The following is a 15,670-nucleotide window of genomic DNA, read 5'->3' as shown; positions in this document are numbered from 1 at the left end:
TTGCTCTTTTCCCAGGTTTTTAGCGGTTTTCCGGCACTGCGATGATCAATTTTGATAAGTAGAAGCAAAAGTAAAGCTGCCTTGCCTGGTTGAAACGTACAGGAGGCAGCTGTGAGATGCGGCTCAATTGGCCCGGCTTTTTGCTTTATATCCGCTCGGCGGGAGTCCCTCGAATTTGCGGAAGAAACGGTTAAAGCTCTGAACATTATAGTAGCCGACATCGGAAGCGATCTGCGTAATCGTAAGATCTGAATGCTGGAGCAGCTCCTTCGCCTTCTCGATCCGCAGCATATTGAGATAATCGCTCAGGCTCTGTCCGGTCATCTCGTAGACGATCTTGCGCATGTAAGAGTAACTGATGCCGATTTCCTTCGCCATCTCCTCGAACACGATTTCTTCACGATAGCGCTCCTCCAGGTAACTTACGATTCGCTCGCCGTATTGGTTGCTGCTCTCCCCCGGTGTCCGTGCAAGATATTGCACGATCTCGCGGCAAAAATCATATACATACTGTTCAAGCTCGTCCAATGTGTCGATGGCGGAAAGGGCGGCATATACGTTGCCTCTCCCTGCAAAGATCCTTGCCGTGCTGACATTGTTTTCTCTCAGATGCTTGATCGTGACTCCCACCAACTGGTAATAGATAAATAGAATGTTGTCATAGGAGATGTACTCGGCTGAACGAATCTCGGCGCCGATCAACTCCAATTCTTTGGCTATGCTGTCGAGATCGCCCTGATCCAGATAGTTAAGCATCCGTCTCTCGCTGTTGGCAGGATAGATATATTTCGTGTTGCTGCCGTTCTTCTCTCTCTCGTACAAGATGCCGCCGCTGCCCTCGATCATGCGCTGCTTGATGGATTCCATCGCCTCGGCTACACAATCCGGGATCTCGGTCCTGTCCTCTGCCCTTCTGCTGACGCCGATCGTGACCGAGTGGCGGAGCAGCTCAGCAGCCTTCTCCCTGGTCTGGACAAGCGCGTCGTGGATGTCCGACCCCGCTCGCTCGCGGTCTGTGTCCTTATAATTGAGCACGATGATGAAGCTGCCATTGCCTTGATAGACGCATTCTGTACGGATGCCTTGCGGAAATCGGCTCTGACAGTGGGTGATGAGCAGGTACCGATGATACGTTCGCGTCTCCGGGTTGGTGGCATTCACATAGGAGGAGTACCGATCGATGGACATGACGGCTACGAGAAAGGAAGACCAAGGGAACACTTCACTTGCTTCCGGGGTTTGCTCCCCCCGGATTAACTGGTGAACCGCCAGACTGCGGGCATCCTGTTCACGTTTGTGCAGCAGTTGGTTCAGTCCTTCCTCCTCTTCGCGCATCCTTTTGAACGCGGCATTGAGGTAAGCCAATTCATTGGCGTCCTTCACGGCCAGATTGCCCCGTGAGCGCATCGTGCGCACCAGCTCTCTTGCCGGCTTGGAGACCCAGGTTGCGAGCACCACTGCCAGGACCGTACCAGCCAGGATAATGACTGCGGTCAGGATAATGACACTGCGCTGCCTCGCCTGGGAGCTGACCAGCAGTTCGTCGACAGAATGGATGTTTACACTGATCCAGCCGAGATGGCTTGATTTGGACCAGGTATAGAGCAATCTTTCGCCATCGATCTTGTGGAACGCAAAGCCTTCCTTCGCCTCATCCTCGATGATAGCTCCGATGACCGGATCGGCGACGACGTTGCTCATAAGTCTGCTCTTGTCTGGGTGAGAGATGACCGTGCCGTTCTCGCTAAGCAGGATATACCCCCTCTGCCCCGCTCCGGAGGACTGGAATGTCTCTTCGATCTGGTCTTCATGGAGGTTGACGACGACTGTGCCGCGAGTCGTTGTTGAAAGGCGGTTCAGCGATAACACATAGGATAATACGTGGTGACCCGTATCGAGTCTGCGCGGGAACCATACGCCGCTGATCCCTCTGTGCCCATTGAGCGCTTCGTTCATCCAGTCCAGGGATTCGTTATTTTCCAGCATCTTGATGCCTTTGTCGGTAGATACCTCGTAATCGGAGTCAGTGAGGTAAAAGGAAGACGAATGGACCCCTTCGCCCATCCGATTCAGATTCAATAATTGATACAGGACAGCCCTCCCGTTGCTGACCGTATTGAAATTCGCATTCAATTCATTGTACGTTGCATACGGGCGGATACGGTCAAATATATGCGTTGCCGTCAGACGAACCGTGTTGTGCGCAAGATTGTTCAGCATATTTTCATTTAACCGGCTGCTCGCTATCAAGCCGTCGAGTGCTGATTCAGCAATTGCATGCTCAGACTGGTGCCTCATCTGCTCGCCGCTGTACCATGTCAAGATCGCCGTAGGAATAGCCATAATACAAAATAGGATGACGATCAGCTGCAACATCATAGGTATTCGTTTCATACAACCCCCCCTGATTACAAGGAAACGCTTACATTTATCTATGTATACATATGTATCCCAATCTTACAAACTACGTTGCGGTCGGTCAATATAAGATTCATGTAGAACCATATAATAAATATGAATCCGCTTCTTGACGGACAAGGTGAAACGGCTACGCCTAAGAGTTTTGCAAAGAAAAACTGGCTTCGTAAGCACATGGCGTCGCCCTTTGTCGGAAAAATATAAGTCAAGTAGATGAGAGAATCATATACTTTAGAATTCAAAAAAGCCGCGATGTATGCGGCTTTTTCTACCTTTTCATCATGTGAAACCGGTCATCCTTCAAGATGTCCTGAGCAAGCTCATCCGGCTGTTTGCTGCCTGCGTCCAGCAGGAAGGGCTGATTGTTCGGAGATGCCATCAACTTGTTCCGAAGGAAGAGCGAGCGGTGAATCGACTCCGGATCGCCCCGCTTATCGAGCCGTGCGGAGATGGTACCTGGTTCTGCGTGCAGCACAACATAATGAAGGGCCCCATCTAGATCGGCTATCTGGTCACAGAACCAACTCAGCTCGTCTTCCACGACGAAATCGATCACCACGTCCAGCCCTTCCCGCACCAGGTTACGCGTCACAGCTGCGATATGAAGCCAAGCTAACCGGAGACGATCCTCCCAAGGCGGCTCGGTTTCTCCGTGGTACATGTGCAATAGGAGATCACCCTCGATCAATGCACATTGTTGCATCGTGTTAGCCAGCGTTTTGGAAATGGTTGATTTACCGACGCCTAGCGGTCCTGAGATCAGGTAAACGACAGGCGAATTGTTAATAGATTGCATTGGTTTACCCCCCTCATTTTGTTCAAGCGGTATTCATCATAAAATAACCCTACAAAGTGGGGCTTGGCTTCGAAGCTTAAGAACAAAAAAGCCACGTCAGGCGTGGGCTCGAAACTTGTGAGGGTTAGTACCCAAAGAAGGCATCCTTTTGGATATTCCGTTTCGGAATATTATTCTGCTTGATCGTAGAGGAAAGCGAATCTACGATCGACTTCGGTCCTGCAATCAAGTAGTTGGCCTTGTCTTTGTGTAAGTTAATATATTGGTTCATCTCCTGCTCTAACTCATCCCTCGAATCAAGATAGGTTACCTTAAAGGAAAGCTGGTTAGCCAAAGCATCCAATTCATCTTTATATAAGTAGGACTTATTGCTATCTAAATAGAGAAGCTGGATGGGTTGTCCCCCTTTATTCCCTGCGGCTGCCATTTGTTTGAGCATTGCCCGAAACGGAGTGATTCCGATTCCGCCTGCAATTAGGAGGGAAGGCTTGGTGTGATCCAGGTGAAACGACCCAACGGGACCGCCCATTTTTATTTTCATGCCTTGCTTTAGCTCCAGCAGTGCTTTTTTGTAATCGCTCGGCTGATCACTTATACGCGTAGTGATTCGAACAACATCCTCAAGGGGAGCAGATGCAATACTGAATGGCTTGGTGCTGTTTTTGACTTTGCGGTGGGTAATGATGAATAAGCCGTATTGTCCTGCTTTCCAGGTTACATCGTTTTCTTTTTTAAATAAAAATGAATAGACATCTTCAGATTCCTTATAGCTCTCCAAAAACGCCAATTCTCTCTTTTTAAATATGGAGAACATATCTTGGAAAAAACTCATTATTTATTCCTCCATTTGTTCCTTGGTATAGGACACCATTTAGTGACTATTTGATTATAGGTCACCATTTGGTGTCCTGTCAATCCTGTTATGGACTATCAGCCCTCCAAAACGTCTTGCAATTCGCCTTATCCTCTATATTGAAAGCGATCATTTTCTCTAATAATTCGAAATCAAATGGACGGTTCCAAGGAAAACGAACCAACTGGTTGGTGTGTTTAAACCCGGCCTTCCCAATCTCTTCTGTAAATCTTATGATCCCTGCCGCTTCAGGGGAAACAGCCATATGCTGTTTGGATACGCTAAAGCCGATGATATAAGTTTCGCGGTGGGTAAACATCGGTTGATTCCATGCCACTTTTGGCATCAATTCAGGGAATGTCCGAAATACCCAAGCAAACACTTCTTCCACCCGGCTGCGATGGTCAGGGTTATCGATACTCGCTAAGTATGCTGCAAACTCCTCCATTATGTCCCCTCCAAGTCAAGGCTAGTAGCTCGATTCTGAAATAACGTACTTATGACCGCTACGAGAAGAAGGGCTGGCTTCGTAAGCACGAGCTCATTTCTCCCGCCTCCCTCTCCTCTCCACTACTTATCGTTCGATTTTTTCCGGGCCCAAAACATTTAGGCCAGCAGTTTTTCCAACTCGGCGCTCCAGGCGCTCCATCCCTGCTTCGCTCCGGCAAGACCGTACGGATTGGAGAATCCGGTTTGTTCGAGATGCAGATTGACATTGCCGTCTCCCAGATCCCTTAGCGTCCAGTTGACGGTATGCTTCTCCTCGCCGACCGCCCAGGAGTAGGACAAGCGGTTCGGCGGATCGACGACCAGCACTTCCCCATCGATGATGCCGTCCCAGTATTCATTCGGTTGGTTGCGGAATTGAAATTGGTACCCGACAACAGGTTTAAAATTATTGGGCAGCACCCATTTTTCCAGCTTGCTCGCATCAGTAATCGCGGTCCAAAGCTTCTCAATCGTAGTCGTATACAGAAAATCCATTTCCAACTTCAAGCTCAATCTTCTTCCTCCTCCAATAACTGGCCCAAACGCATCATGTTTGTATGCCAGAACTTGCTATAGAAACCGACCCAATCTTGAATTTCTCTGAGCGGTGCGGCGTTAAGACTATACCGCGTCTCTCTGCCGACTTTGCGGTCATGGACGAGATCGGCTTCCTTCAGAATGGTCAAGTGCTTGGATACTGCGGTTCGGCCCATCTCAAAATGCGGGGTTAACTCGTGCAGCGGCATCTCATCCGCTTCGGATAACAAGTGGATCAACTGCCGCCGGGTCGAATCCGCAATCGCGTCAAAAACATCTCTTGACTCGCTGCTTTCTCTCACAACAACCTCTCCTATATTGCCAGTCATGGCTGTTACTCTCATATAATTTGCTGCGCTTTGATTATAGGTCACCGTTTGGTGTCGTGTCAAGAATGTCATGATTTGAATCAAACCTGTTGTCCGCCCAACAAAAGAGCAGCAGATCATAAAGATCGGCTGCTCTCGGACGTTAATTAACGAGCAAATCAGCTGGTGTTTGAATGGTATCGAGACATTGCTTTGCCTGCTGCGCGAGCTCCTCTTCCGAAAGCGAGCTGACGTCAAAGGTTGCGAACGGTGGTAGATATCTAGCACCGCAGCGGGTGATCGTTCTTTCGATTGGTCGTAAAAACTCACGGATGGTGTATTGGTTGGACCCGCCCGACGCATACTGATCCTCCGGACCTCCAATCGTAGTAACGATCACAAAGGACTTCCCCTTTAATTTATCTCCTCCTGGTCCGTAGGCCCAACCGAATGAAAACACATCGTCGAACCATTTTTTCAACAAAGGCGGACAGCTGTACCAATAGAAAGGAAACTGCAGGACGACTCGATCATGCTGAAGCAGGAGCTGCTGCTCATGCTGCACATCAACACGCCAGTCAGGATATTTATCATACAAATCATGGACGTAAATGCCCGCCTTCTGCTGCTCCTTACTGAAAACCTTGTTGGCCTTGGAGACTGCCAGATCGGGATGAGCCACGATCGTCATTATGTTCATTATAATCATCCTCACAACTAATATCATCGCGATGTGTTCTCATTTTCGCCAACTTGGAGTGGATTGTAAAGTACGCTTTATTATCGTACTATCTTCTAAAAACGTACCAATAGCCTTTCTGCCGCAGAGAGACGACAGTATGAAAAATCGTACTAGGTATGAAAAAGCATCGTACTATGCGCCTTACGAGTATCCTGATAAAATAGGCTTAGAGAACGGTAAGGAGGGCTTGATCAGATGGGAGTCAACTCCAAGGTGCACGATCACACAAACGGCATACTTACCACGCTCAAAGTGATCGGAGGCAAATGGAAACCTTTGATCTTGTTTATTCTGATGAATGACGGAACGAAAAGATTCGGTGAACTTAGGAGGCTGCTGCCGAATATTACGCAGGGGATGCTGACAAATCACCTTCGAGAACTCGAACGGGACGGACTGGTCGTCAGAATTGTATATCAGCAAATCCCGCCTAAAGTCGAATATTCTTTATCGCCTTACGGGGAGTCGATATCAGCCATTCTAAATGAAATGTGTAGCTGGGGGTACCGGCACTTGGAGTACAAGGACGATCTCCATGGCTCTTCCACGCAAGAAGGAACAGACCGACTGGAGGGGTAGTCCCCCTTACAGATCTGGGCCCCAGCGGGGACAAGCTGAAACGGCTTCGCCTAAAAGAAAAAACCACGCCAGGCGTGGTTTGGTCAATCCTAATCTTTTAACTTATTGTACAGCTGCAGCTTTTTTCCTTATATTCTCTTCTGTAACTTTGGGCAATTCTTCCATAAAGCCGCCAAACTCTCCCTGATTAAGCTTACGGATGACTTCCAGCGGCAGCTTCGGTTCTCGATCGAAGGTGAGCAATCCATTGATCTCCTGCTCGATATCGGTCAATTGCGTATAACAGTAGCCCTGCAACGTCTTGGAGCTGGCGATCGGCTCCATGACGTCAATGACCCGCTGCAGGAAGTCCTCCGCATCGACTGCAGCCGAGTATCCCCAGCCTTCTGCGTCCCCTTTGCGATAGGAGATCCCTCCGAACTCGGATAGATGAATGGGTTCTCCGCCATATTCGTAGCCCGGGACGTAAATCCAGCGGTTCTGGGCGATACTGCCAATCGCGGCATCGGCTGTCGCATAACGCTCCTCCAGCACTTCTCTACGGTGCTCATAATCATGAATCGTCGCGAGGTCGGATTTCGTATGCTCCCAGCCGTCATTGGACAGCACCAGCCTGGTTGCATCCAGCGACTTGGTCAGATAATACATCGCTAGCGTATGCTGCTGCTGTCGCTTGTCGATCAGCATATTGGGTACACCCCAGCTTTCATTGATGGGGACCCATACGACGATGCAGGGGTGATTGTAGTCGCGCAACACAGCCTCTTGCCATTCCCGCGTCATCCGCTGCACATAAGTCTCCGAATATTGATAGGCGTTGGCCATCTCCCCCCATACCAGCAGTCCCAGCTTGTCGCACCAATACAGGTACCGGGGATCTTCGATCTTCTGATGCTTGCGCGCACCATTGAAGCCCATCGCCTTCGTCAGCTCGACATCCCGTCTCAGCGCCTCGCCGGAGGGTGCCGTGAGCAGGCCGCCCGGGAAATACCCCTGATCGAGCACCAGCTTCATCACATAAGGCCGGTTGTTCAGACAGACCTTGCCGTCTTCAACCGAGATCTTGCGCATGCCGAAGTAGCTATCGGCCTGATCGACAACCTCTCCTTCCTCTAGCAGCTCGAAGGAAATGTCATACAGATGTGGCTTTTCCGGCGACCACCAGCGCCCCAGTCCATGATCGTTGAAATCATGGAGCCCGATCGTCCGCGTCTCCTCCGCCTCGCTCAGCATGAACAGATCCTCCGACACAACCTTGCCATCGAAGGAGATGCGCGCGCGCAATTGCAATCCCGGCACCCAGCCTTTCGTGTGAACCCGGATGCGGATGTCATTGCGGTCGATATCCGGGGTCATGAACACCTTATCCAGATACGAGCGGTAGACTTCCTCAAGCCACACGGTCTGCCAGATGCCGGTCGTCCGCGTATAGAACACCTGCTCGGGTTCTTCCTTCCAGAACTGCTTGCCTCTGGGCAGCGTCACATCCCGGCTGTCATCCTGGGCCTTGACGACGATCTCATTGCTCCCGCCCCGCACTGCATGCGTGATATCTGCCGAGAACGGGGTATGACCGCCTTCATGGGCAGCCACGAGGGTGCCGTTGACCCAGACCCAGGCGGCATAATCAACGGCGCCGAAATGCAGCAGCTGACGATAGTTATCTCTTTTGCTCTCCAACTGAAACGTACGCCGGTACCAGACCGTATCATGCATCGCATTCTCCCCGATGCCGCTCAGCTCGCTCTGATAGCAGAACGGCACCTGGATCGTCCGCGACAGCGGCATGCCGGATTGCCAGCCCTCGCGGTCGCCTTGCTCTCTGTCATCATAGTCGAATTCCCATTCCCCATTCAGGCTCTGCCATTGCTTCCTTACGAACTGCGGTCTGGGGTAATCAAGATAATTGCTAGTTTCCTTCATGTGTTATGCTCCTTGCCGATCATACCGATCGCTTGATGTATTATGGTGCAGGAAGGGATGTAACCGACAGATCGCCAATCGTGAGCTGGTCCGCATATACGGAGCGAATCCCCGCTCGGCCCTGCATGAAAACATCCGGATCAACATAAGTCAGGACAGGATCGGGTTCGTCCCCCCAATACGCCCGAATCGTGCTGCCTTCAGCTTCGACGCGCAGTCGCACCGATTCGTTCCGAGGGAACGTGATGCGCACGGCATCCACTAGCGTCGAGTCGTAATTAAGCCGGTACAGCTGCAGCTTGCCCGAGCTCACCGATACGTAGTAGCCCATGAGCGCTTCCTGAACCTGATGGACAAAATCGGATTCATTCGTCACCCGCAGCAGCAAGCCCGTCTCTCCCGATGGGGCGTCACCGGATTCTACGGTGGTCTCGATCGTGTAGTCGCTCCACCGGGCATTGCCGCCGTACATCTTCACATCTCCATCGCTAGCACCGGCATAACGCTCGCCATCGCGGCTCCAGGCACCATGGATATCGTCCGCGCCTGATGAAGACAGCAGCGCTTCCTCATGGAAGGGCGCGGTGTCGACCAGATTGAAGTCCGCCGACAGCCATGCCAGCTGTCCGCCTGCCAGCTTCAGCTGCAGGTCGCGGAAGCCCTGCTCCAGTTCGATTGTGCCGGCCCGGACCTTGGCTGCGGTTGCCTCTTGCAAACCCTCGGGTTTCTCCACGTTAAAGGTGCCCGCCGATTGCCCATCCACGATGACTTCTACCTTGGCCGGAACGGCTGCGGATCCTACTGTGAAATCGATCGCGTAAGTGCCGCTCTGAGAGACATTGAGCGCGTAGCGAAGCCAATCTCCCTTCTCGCTCAGCGTGACGCTATAGCTCCCGTCCTCCGTCTCCCGCACGTCAGTGCCATCCGCGATGCGCCAGGCTGGCGCATCGGCAGTCTGCCCGACATGGAAGCCGCGGCCGCGGCCTCCCAAGTAGTGGACCGCTTCGACCGTACCCGGGAGCGGCTTGGCTGTCTCGAAGTCGCTGCTGCCATTAGCACTATTAGCGAAGGCCACATACGATACCAGCGGCTCTTCCCCTTCATACCGGTAACCGATGCCGCCGGCGCCCGCTCTCCCTTCATCGATTACTTCCAGAATTAGACGCGCGTCTACATACAGCCGCAAGCTTGACTCCCCGCGTTCGAGACGGACGTTATGCAGCTTAGTCCAATCCACGTCCGCAGGCAGCACCGCTTCCCCGAGCGTCTCTTGTTGTCCGTCTGCATGATGAACCAGCAGCGCTTGACCAGCCGCAAAGTCCAATGCCACGCTAGCGTAATTGGCTTCGTCACGATAACCGAACAAGAGCTCGAGCTGAGTATCCCCGCTGCCTTCACGAAGCGGTTGTACATTAAACTCTGCTGTATAGACCTCTTCCGTAGATGCCTGGCTTACCGCCCCTCTGCCATGCTCCATTGCGGTTATATGCCAGCGGTCAGGGCTCACCGACTCGTCCAGCCGATCCGAGAAGTCAGGCTGCCGCGGCACCGGCTGATCATAGTTCGTCGGTCCGAGCACATCCATCTTCTTCCCGTTAAATACGAGCCGGTCGATGTTCATCTGCCGGACCGGCGGGCCTTCCGCCGAGCTGCCGACCAGATTGTGGTAGACGAGATAATATGAGTCCAGATCGGGTCCCATGACGGTCGAGCTATGGCCCAGACCGAAGAAATCCGCTGTGGTGCTGATCGCTATCGGATTGTTCGCGGGCATCGTATACGGGCCCAGCGGGGAGTCCTCGGAGACCGCATAGTGTACCCGGTAGCCCTTGCTGAACACATGGTTGCCTGTAAGCGTCATGTAGTAAATGCCGCCCCGTTTGATGATCATCGAGCCTTCCGTCCAATGTCCGAGGAACGTGCCTTCCAGCGTGCGTCCGGAGCCGAACGTCACCGGATCGTCCATCGGCACGCCGACGATCCCGCCCGTACCGGCATGGGTGAAGGTCCAGCTGCCATCGTCATCGATGAACACCGAACCGTCGATGCTCATCCCAAGATTGTCTGTGATCCGCTCGAACGGTCCGGTCGGCGACTCGCTGCGATAGACGTAGTGACCCTGTCCCGCAGGTGAGGTATAGAGATAGAAGGAACCATTCCAATAGAAGACTTCCGGAGCATAAGCGCCGGTAGACACCGGATCCTCTGTGACCAGCCCGGCATAACGCCAATGGACGAGATCGTCCGACTCCCAGGCTTTGATGCCTGCCCGGTGATCCTTTGTACTTACATACAAGTAATAACGTCCGTCATAACGCATCACAAAAGGGTCGCCGTTGCCATAATCCTCCCACTCCTGCTCTAGTGAAGGAAAAGGATTTGCGTACACAGATTCATAGCTGCTCATATCGATCGCCTCCGGCTTTATATCAGTATCGCACCCGCCCAGCACCAGCGCAGCTGCCAGGACGAGTGTGCCTCCTATCGCAGATCGTACCGCAAGATATTTCATGCCATTAACCTTTAATCCCGCTAATCGCCAAGGATTCGATGAAATAGCGCTGACAGAAGAAGAAAACTACGATTACCGGAATCATCGCGATGACAGCCGCAGCCATAATCATCGGATAGTTCGATTGGCTAATATACAGCGCCTGCATCGAAGCGATCAGTACTTGTATCGTCTGCTTCTCTGGGGTGTGCAGGTAGATGAGCGGCCCCAGGAAGTCGTTCCAGATGCCCATGAAGCTAAGAGCGGCTTGCGCTGCAAGCGCGGGCTTCATCGTCGGCATCGCAATGCTCCAGAAGGTGCGGAAAAATCCGCAGCCGTCGATTTTGGCCGCTTCGATCAGATCGTTGGGCAGCGCCCCTTGCAGGTACTGCCGGATGAAGAAGATGACGACGATGTTGCCGAACAACCCTGGCACGATGAGCGGCAGCAGCGTATCGACCCAGTTCAGCTCGGAGAACCCGATATACTGCGGGATCATAACGACCGAGTACGGGATCATCATCGTACCGAGCAGCCCCATGAACAGCACGCCTTTGAACGGAAATTCGAACTTCCCGAATGCATATGCCGCCATAGCCGAGACTAACATGCCGATCGTCAGAACCGCGGCGACGATGATGAGACTGTTCATGAAGCCGTACAGCAGCGGCGACTGCCCCCAGACATCCCGGTAATTCGCGAAGGAGACCGGGTCCGGGATCCATTGGGGAGGCATATCGAAGATCATCCGCTGGCTTTTGAGCGAGGTCGAGACGGTCCATAGGAACGGCGCGACCATAAATATCGCGCCTGCAAGCAGGATTAACAGCGCCCACAGATCGGCGATTTTTTCTCTTTTCACAGGTACACCCCCTAATCCGAATAAACCCATTTTTTAGATAGCTTGAATTGCAGCAGCGTGACAATAAATATAATGGCTCCGAGCACCCAGGCTGCCGCACTTGCATAACCCATGTTGAAGTACGTGAATGCATGCTGGAAGATATAAAAGACAATGGTTGCGCCGCTGTATTCCGGACCTCCGTCCGTCGCCAAGACATAGATCTGACTGAACGTCTGGAAGGCCCCGATAATGCCCATGACAAGCACGAAGAAATGAATCGGCGTCAGCAGCGGAACCGTTATTTTCGTAAATTTGTGCCACGCTCCGGCCCCGTCGATATCTGCAGCTTCATAGTAGGTTGAGGACACGGATTGCAGACCGGCCAGATACAACACCATATTGCCGCCAAGCCCGCCCCACAGCCCGATCAGGATAAGCGACGGCTTGACCCAATTCGGATCGCCGAGCCAGTTCGGTCCGCGGATCCCGAATACATCCCAAAGATAATTGTTAAGCAGGCCATAGTCGGTGTTGAGGATCCACTGCCACAGCAGAGCTACCGCGATGATAGGTGAGATTACCGGCAAATAGTAGATGGTTCGCATGAAGGAGATTCCCCTGAATTTGCGGTTCATCAGAATCGCGAGCAGCAGTGACAGGATCATGCCGATCGGGATCCCGATCATCAGATAGAGCGTGTTGAACATCGACTTGAATACTTTGTCGTCCTTGAGCAGCTCCGTATAGTTGCCCAGTCCGACCCACTGCGGATCGGTAAGCATATCCCATTTCTGAAAGCTGATATAGATGGAGAATATTAGAGGGGCAAGACCGAAGATCAGGAACCCCAGAACCGGCGGCGCGACAAACAGATACAGCCAGCCCAGTTCCTTTCTTCGATACCCGGTGAGCTTCGCATTCATAATCGTTCCACCTTCGTCTGGAATCATCGGACGGTTCGTTAACCGCCATAAGAGAGGATCACGGCGGGACCACCCCGCCGCTCCCCTGCAGTCTTACTTATTGCCTTTGTCGTAGAGCTCCTGCAGCTTCGGCTTGATCTCAGCGGTGAAATCCTGAGCCGACATTGTGCCATTCCATACCTTGCTCGCGTCCTGCAAGAACGTATCCAGCCATTGGGTGTCCTTGGAGTAGGCTGGCACATCGGCACGGCCGTAGTCCTGGATGATGTCGATGAACACCTGACGGGTAGCCGGCGCCTTATCGCTCTCCATGAATTCGCCAGTTGCCATGTCGATCAGATTGGGCACCGCTTGGCCGAGCTGGTAGTTCTCACGCTGTCCGTCTTCATCCAGCGACAGGAATGCCGCCAGGTCGAACGCTTCCTGCGGATGCGCGGATTTTGCCGAGATCGCGAAGCCCATCGAGCCGAGCCAGGTAGCCGTCTCGCCAGTCGACGGGCTGGCCGGCCAGGCTGCGATATCCCACTCAAACGGCAGCTCCCAGAACGCCGGCTGATCCCATGGCCCCATCGCAAACATCGCAAGCTTGCCATTCAGGAAGCGTGTATAGGCGTTGAGTGCCTGCTCCGCTTCCTGGTTTGGACTTACGTTGTGCTTAAGCGACAAGTCAGCCACGAATTGCATCGCTTCGTAGAATTCAGGCTGATCCACGAGCACTGTGCCGCTTTCATAATCGATGTATTGGCCGCCATTGGCCCACACAGCGGATTCCAGACTGTAAGCGCCTACGCCATATTGGTCAGGCTTGCCGTCTCCATTCTCGTCCACGGTCAGCTCCTTAGCTGCATCTAGGAACTCATTCCATGTCCAGGCGCCCGCTTCCGCCGGCGGCGGCTCGATGCCCGCCTCATCGAACAAGGTTTTGTTGTAGACGAAGGCCCACGGCCCGACATCCTTGGGCAATCCGTACAGATCGCCTGCGCCGACGCTTGATCCGTCATAACGGTAGCGGTCCAGCGCCTGCGGCCATACATTGTCGGGATTGAACAGGTCGGTCTGATCCAGGTGAGACTGGATGTTCAGCAGGGTACCGGCTTCGGCAAACCGGTAAAATTCCGAGCCGCCTACATAGAATACGTCTGGAGCCTTGCCTGAACTGACGAGCGTCGTGAGCTTCTGCGAGTATTCTCCCGGCGGTACGGAGGTGTACTTCACCGTAACATTGGGGTTCTCATCTTCAAAGGCCGCTATCAACGCTTCGAAGATTTTTTTCTCATTTGGATTGCCATGACCCATGAATTCGATCGTAACCGGCTCTTTTGTCCCTTCTGTCGATACGTTCTGCGGAGTGTCGGTACCGGATGGCGGTGCCGTAGTGTTCTCTGGTGCATTGTTGCCGCTGCAAGCGGTAAGTGCTAACATCCCCGATAACACAACTGATCCCATCCACATGCCATTTCGCTTCACAAGAATCCCCTCTTCTTTCCAATGTCATATTTGAAAGCGCTTTACAATGAAATTTTATTATAACTTAATATAATTTAATATCTCTTATTTAGTATAAAATTATAGTTTCGGAGCTTCTACATAATCTACGGGAACAATCAACCGTCGCATCTCATACTTGCCGTTGATTTGCTCCACTAGAAGTTCCATCGTCAATCGGCACATCTCCTCCTCATTCTGGCGGATATACGAGATTCCCGGCAGATCCGGGGAATCGAAGGTAACCAGCTCCAGCTCGCCGGGCACTGGTCTGCCCAGCGAATGAGCCGCTTTCCAGGCGTAGTGGCAGAGCTCCGTATTCGCCGTGATCATCGCGGTCACTTCCGGGCGGTCTGCCAGAAAGGCAGCCATCGTCTGTTCGGCCCGGCCCGAGGCAATATTATCAAGCGGCAGCAGGCACCAGAGTGTTTTATCAATAGACGCCCGCCGTTCCAGAAACACCTGCTCCAGACCAAGCGCCCGCTCCTCCGTCACCGTGTTGGTGATCTCCGGCGAGATGAAGGCGATGGCGGAGTGCCCTTTTGCCAGCAGCCGTTCAACAGCCTCGCGTGCGCCTCCGATATTATCCGAATTGACGCTATAAGACTTGATCCCTTTCAGATATCGGTCGATGAACACGAAAGGAAAGCGATCCAGCGACAGCCTCAGGATCGAATCGTTATAGGTCTCGTTCTCAACCGGGAAGATGATGATACCGTCGACGCCCTGCTTCAGGAATGAAGCGATGACACTGGCTTCCTCCTGCTGGGACTCCCGGGTGATCCTCAGCAGCACTTCGTAACCGGCAGCGGTAGCATGCTTCTCGATATAATCCAGGATGCGCTGATCGACCCTGGTTTTCATCGTCGGCAAGACGAGTCCGATGCGGCCGCTGCGGTATGCGAGCGCTCCCATACTGGCACGCGGATCCAGCTCCAGTGCGGCTTCGGGGCGGCTTAGCACAAAGGTTCCTTTGCCCTGGATACGTACGAGCAGTCCTTCCTCCATCAGCCCTAGCAGGGCATTCTTACTCGTAATCTGGCTCACTCTATACTTCTCGGCCAACTCCTTCTCCGAAGGCACGCGATCGCCTTCTCGCAGCCGCCCGATTGTGATGAGCCGCCGGATGTCCTGTTGGATCTGCTTATAGAGCGGTAGAGATTTCAAGATGACCTCACCTACTTTATGCTTAGTATATTTATATATATTATTATGCTTTTAATCATGGATGTAAACAAGGTGAAACAGCTACGCCGTCTTTTGGCGGCGTCGCAAGTTTCAT

General features: G+C 52.7%; 14 protein-coding genes. 1 reads left to right on the top strand and 13 read right to left on the bottom strand.

Features of this window, described 5'->3' with window-relative positions:
* Positions 1-123 precede the first annotated feature (123 nt).
* The 7 genes from ABC336_RS30690 to ABC336_RS30660 form a co-directional block, all read right to left on the bottom strand.
* Complete coding sequence (locus ABC336_RS30690; protein ID WP_413242289.1) at positions 124-2,394, bottom strand: helix-turn-helix domain-containing protein; 2,271 nt, start codon at positions 2,392-2,394, stop codon at positions 124-126.
* Between the two features lie 292 nt (positions 2,395-2,686).
* Positions 2,687-3,214: a P-loop nucleotide/nucleoside kinase family protein gene (locus ABC336_RS30685; RefSeq protein WP_413242288.1), complete on the bottom strand. Its 528-nt coding sequence runs from the start codon at positions 3,212-3,214 to the stop codon at positions 2,687-2,689.
* 124 nt (positions 3,215-3,338) lie between these two features.
* Positions 3,339-4,046, bottom strand: coding sequence for an FAD-dependent oxidoreductase (locus ABC336_RS30680; RefSeq protein ID WP_413242287.1), 708 nt, complete (start codon positions 4,044-4,046; stop codon positions 3,339-3,341).
* An 88-nt stretch (positions 4,047-4,134) separates the two neighbouring features.
* Positions 4,135-4,515: an iron chaperone gene (locus tag ABC336_RS30675; protein ID WP_413242286.1), complete on the bottom strand. Its 381-nt coding sequence runs from the start codon at positions 4,513-4,515 to the stop codon at positions 4,135-4,137.
* A gap of 158 nt (positions 4,516-4,673) precedes the next feature.
* Complete coding sequence (locus tag ABC336_RS30670; protein ID WP_413242285.1) at positions 4,674-5,069, bottom strand: SRPBCC family protein; 396 nt, start codon at positions 5,067-5,069, stop codon at positions 4,674-4,676.
* The gene (locus ABC336_RS30665; protein WP_413242284.1) at positions 5,066-5,422 is read right to left on the bottom strand and encodes an ArsR/SmtB family transcription factor; all 357 of its coding nucleotides are present in this window, start codon (positions 5,420-5,422) and stop codon (positions 5,066-5,068) included. Before ABC336_RS30665 ends, ABC336_RS30670 begins: the two co-directional genes overlap by 4 nt.
* Before the next feature lie 142 nt (positions 5,423-5,564).
* Entirely contained in the window at positions 5,565-6,101 is a 537-nt protein-coding gene (locus tag ABC336_RS30660; RefSeq protein ID WP_413242283.1) for an NAD(P)H-dependent oxidoreductase, read from the bottom strand.
* A gap of 237 nt (positions 6,102-6,338) precedes the next feature.
* Between ABC336_RS30660 and ABC336_RS30655 the strand changes: the two genes are divergently transcribed.
* Complete coding sequence (locus ABC336_RS30655) at positions 6,339-6,722, top strand: winged helix-turn-helix transcriptional regulator (protein WP_413242282.1); 384 nt, start codon at positions 6,339-6,341, stop codon at positions 6,720-6,722.
* Positions 6,723-6,824: 102 nt separating this feature from the next.
* Here ABC336_RS30655 and ABC336_RS30650 read toward each other — a convergent pair whose 3' ends face one another.
* The 6 genes from ABC336_RS30650 to ABC336_RS30625 form a co-directional block, all read right to left on the bottom strand.
* Entirely contained in the window at positions 6,825-8,645 is a 1,821-nt protein-coding gene (locus ABC336_RS30650; RefSeq protein ID WP_413242281.1) for a glycoside hydrolase family 2 protein, read from the bottom strand.
* Between the two features lie 40 nt (positions 8,646-8,685).
* On the bottom strand, positions 8,686-11,157 hold the full coding sequence (locus tag ABC336_RS30645; protein WP_413242280.1) for a family 43 glycosylhydrolase: 2,472 nt from the start codon (positions 11,155-11,157) through the stop codon (positions 8,686-8,688).
* A gap of 4 nt (positions 11,158-11,161) precedes the next feature.
* Positions 11,162-12,028, bottom strand: a complete 867-nt coding sequence (locus ABC336_RS30640) for a carbohydrate ABC transporter permease (RefSeq protein WP_413242279.1) — start codon at positions 12,026-12,028, stop codon at positions 11,162-11,164.
* Positions 12,010-12,903, bottom strand: a complete 894-nt coding sequence (locus ABC336_RS30635) for a carbohydrate ABC transporter permease (protein WP_413242278.1) — start codon at positions 12,901-12,903, stop codon at positions 12,010-12,012. Before ABC336_RS30635 ends, ABC336_RS30640 begins: the two co-directional genes overlap by 19 nt.
* Before the next feature lie 93 nt (positions 12,904-12,996).
* Positions 12,997-14,370, bottom strand: a complete 1,374-nt coding sequence (locus ABC336_RS30630) for an ABC transporter substrate-binding protein (RefSeq protein WP_413242277.1) — start codon at positions 14,368-14,370, stop codon at positions 12,997-12,999.
* Positions 14,371-14,469: 99 nt separating this feature from the next.
* Positions 14,470-15,555, bottom strand: a complete 1,086-nt coding sequence (locus ABC336_RS30625; protein ID WP_413242276.1) for a substrate-binding domain-containing protein — start codon at positions 15,553-15,555, stop codon at positions 14,470-14,472.
* Positions 15,556-15,670: the final 115 nt, after the last annotated feature.

The sequence above is a fragment of the Paenibacillus jepli genome (assembly GCF_047238105.1).
Classification (GTDB): Bacteria; Bacillota; Bacilli; order Paenibacillales; family Paenibacillaceae; genus Paenibacillus_D.
This window is presented reverse-complemented; position numbering and strand designations above follow the sequence as displayed.

What these genes read in the sequence shown, in the direction of transcription:
- ABC336_RS30690 (WP_413242289.1), bottom strand. Translation starts at nt 2,394, where the DNA reads ATGAAACGAATACCTATGATGTTGCAGCTGATCGTCATCCTATTTTGT.
- ABC336_RS30685 (WP_413242288.1), bottom strand. Translation starts at nt 3,214, where the DNA reads ATGCAATCTATTAACAATTCGCCTGTCGTTTACCTGATCTCAGGACCG.
- ABC336_RS30680 (WP_413242287.1), bottom strand. Translation starts at nt 4,046, where the DNA reads ATGAGTTTTTTCCAAGATATGTTCTCCATATTTAAAAAGAGAGAATTG.
- ABC336_RS30675 (WP_413242286.1), bottom strand. Translation starts at nt 4,515, where the DNA reads ATGGAGGAGTTTGCAGCATACTTAGCGAGTATCGATAACCCTGACCAT.
- ABC336_RS30665 (WP_413242284.1), bottom strand. Translation starts at nt 5,422, where the DNA reads ATGACTGGCAATATAGGAGAGGTTGTTGTGAGAGAAAGCAGCGAGTCA.
- ABC336_RS30660 (WP_413242283.1), bottom strand. Translation starts at nt 6,101, where the DNA reads ATGAACATAATGACGATCGTGGCTCATCCCGATCTGGCAGTCTCCAAG.
- ABC336_RS30655 (WP_413242282.1), top strand. Translation starts at nt 6,339, where the DNA reads ATGGGAGTCAACTCCAAGGTGCACGATCACACAAACGGCATACTTACC.
- ABC336_RS30650 (WP_413242281.1), bottom strand. Translation starts at nt 8,645, where the DNA reads ATGAAGGAAACTAGCAATTATCTTGATTACCCCAGACCGCAGTTCGTA.
- ABC336_RS30645 (WP_413242280.1), bottom strand. Translation starts at nt 11,157, where the DNA reads ATGAAATATCTTGCGGTACGATCTGCGATAGGAGGCACACTCGTCCTG.
- ABC336_RS30640 (WP_413242279.1), bottom strand. Translation starts at nt 12,028, where the DNA reads ATGGGTTTATTCGGATTAGGGGGTGTACCTGTGAAAAGAGAAAAAATC.
- ABC336_RS30635 (WP_413242278.1), bottom strand. Translation starts at nt 12,903, where the DNA reads ATGAATGCGAAGCTCACCGGGTATCGAAGAAAGGAACTGGGCTGGCTG.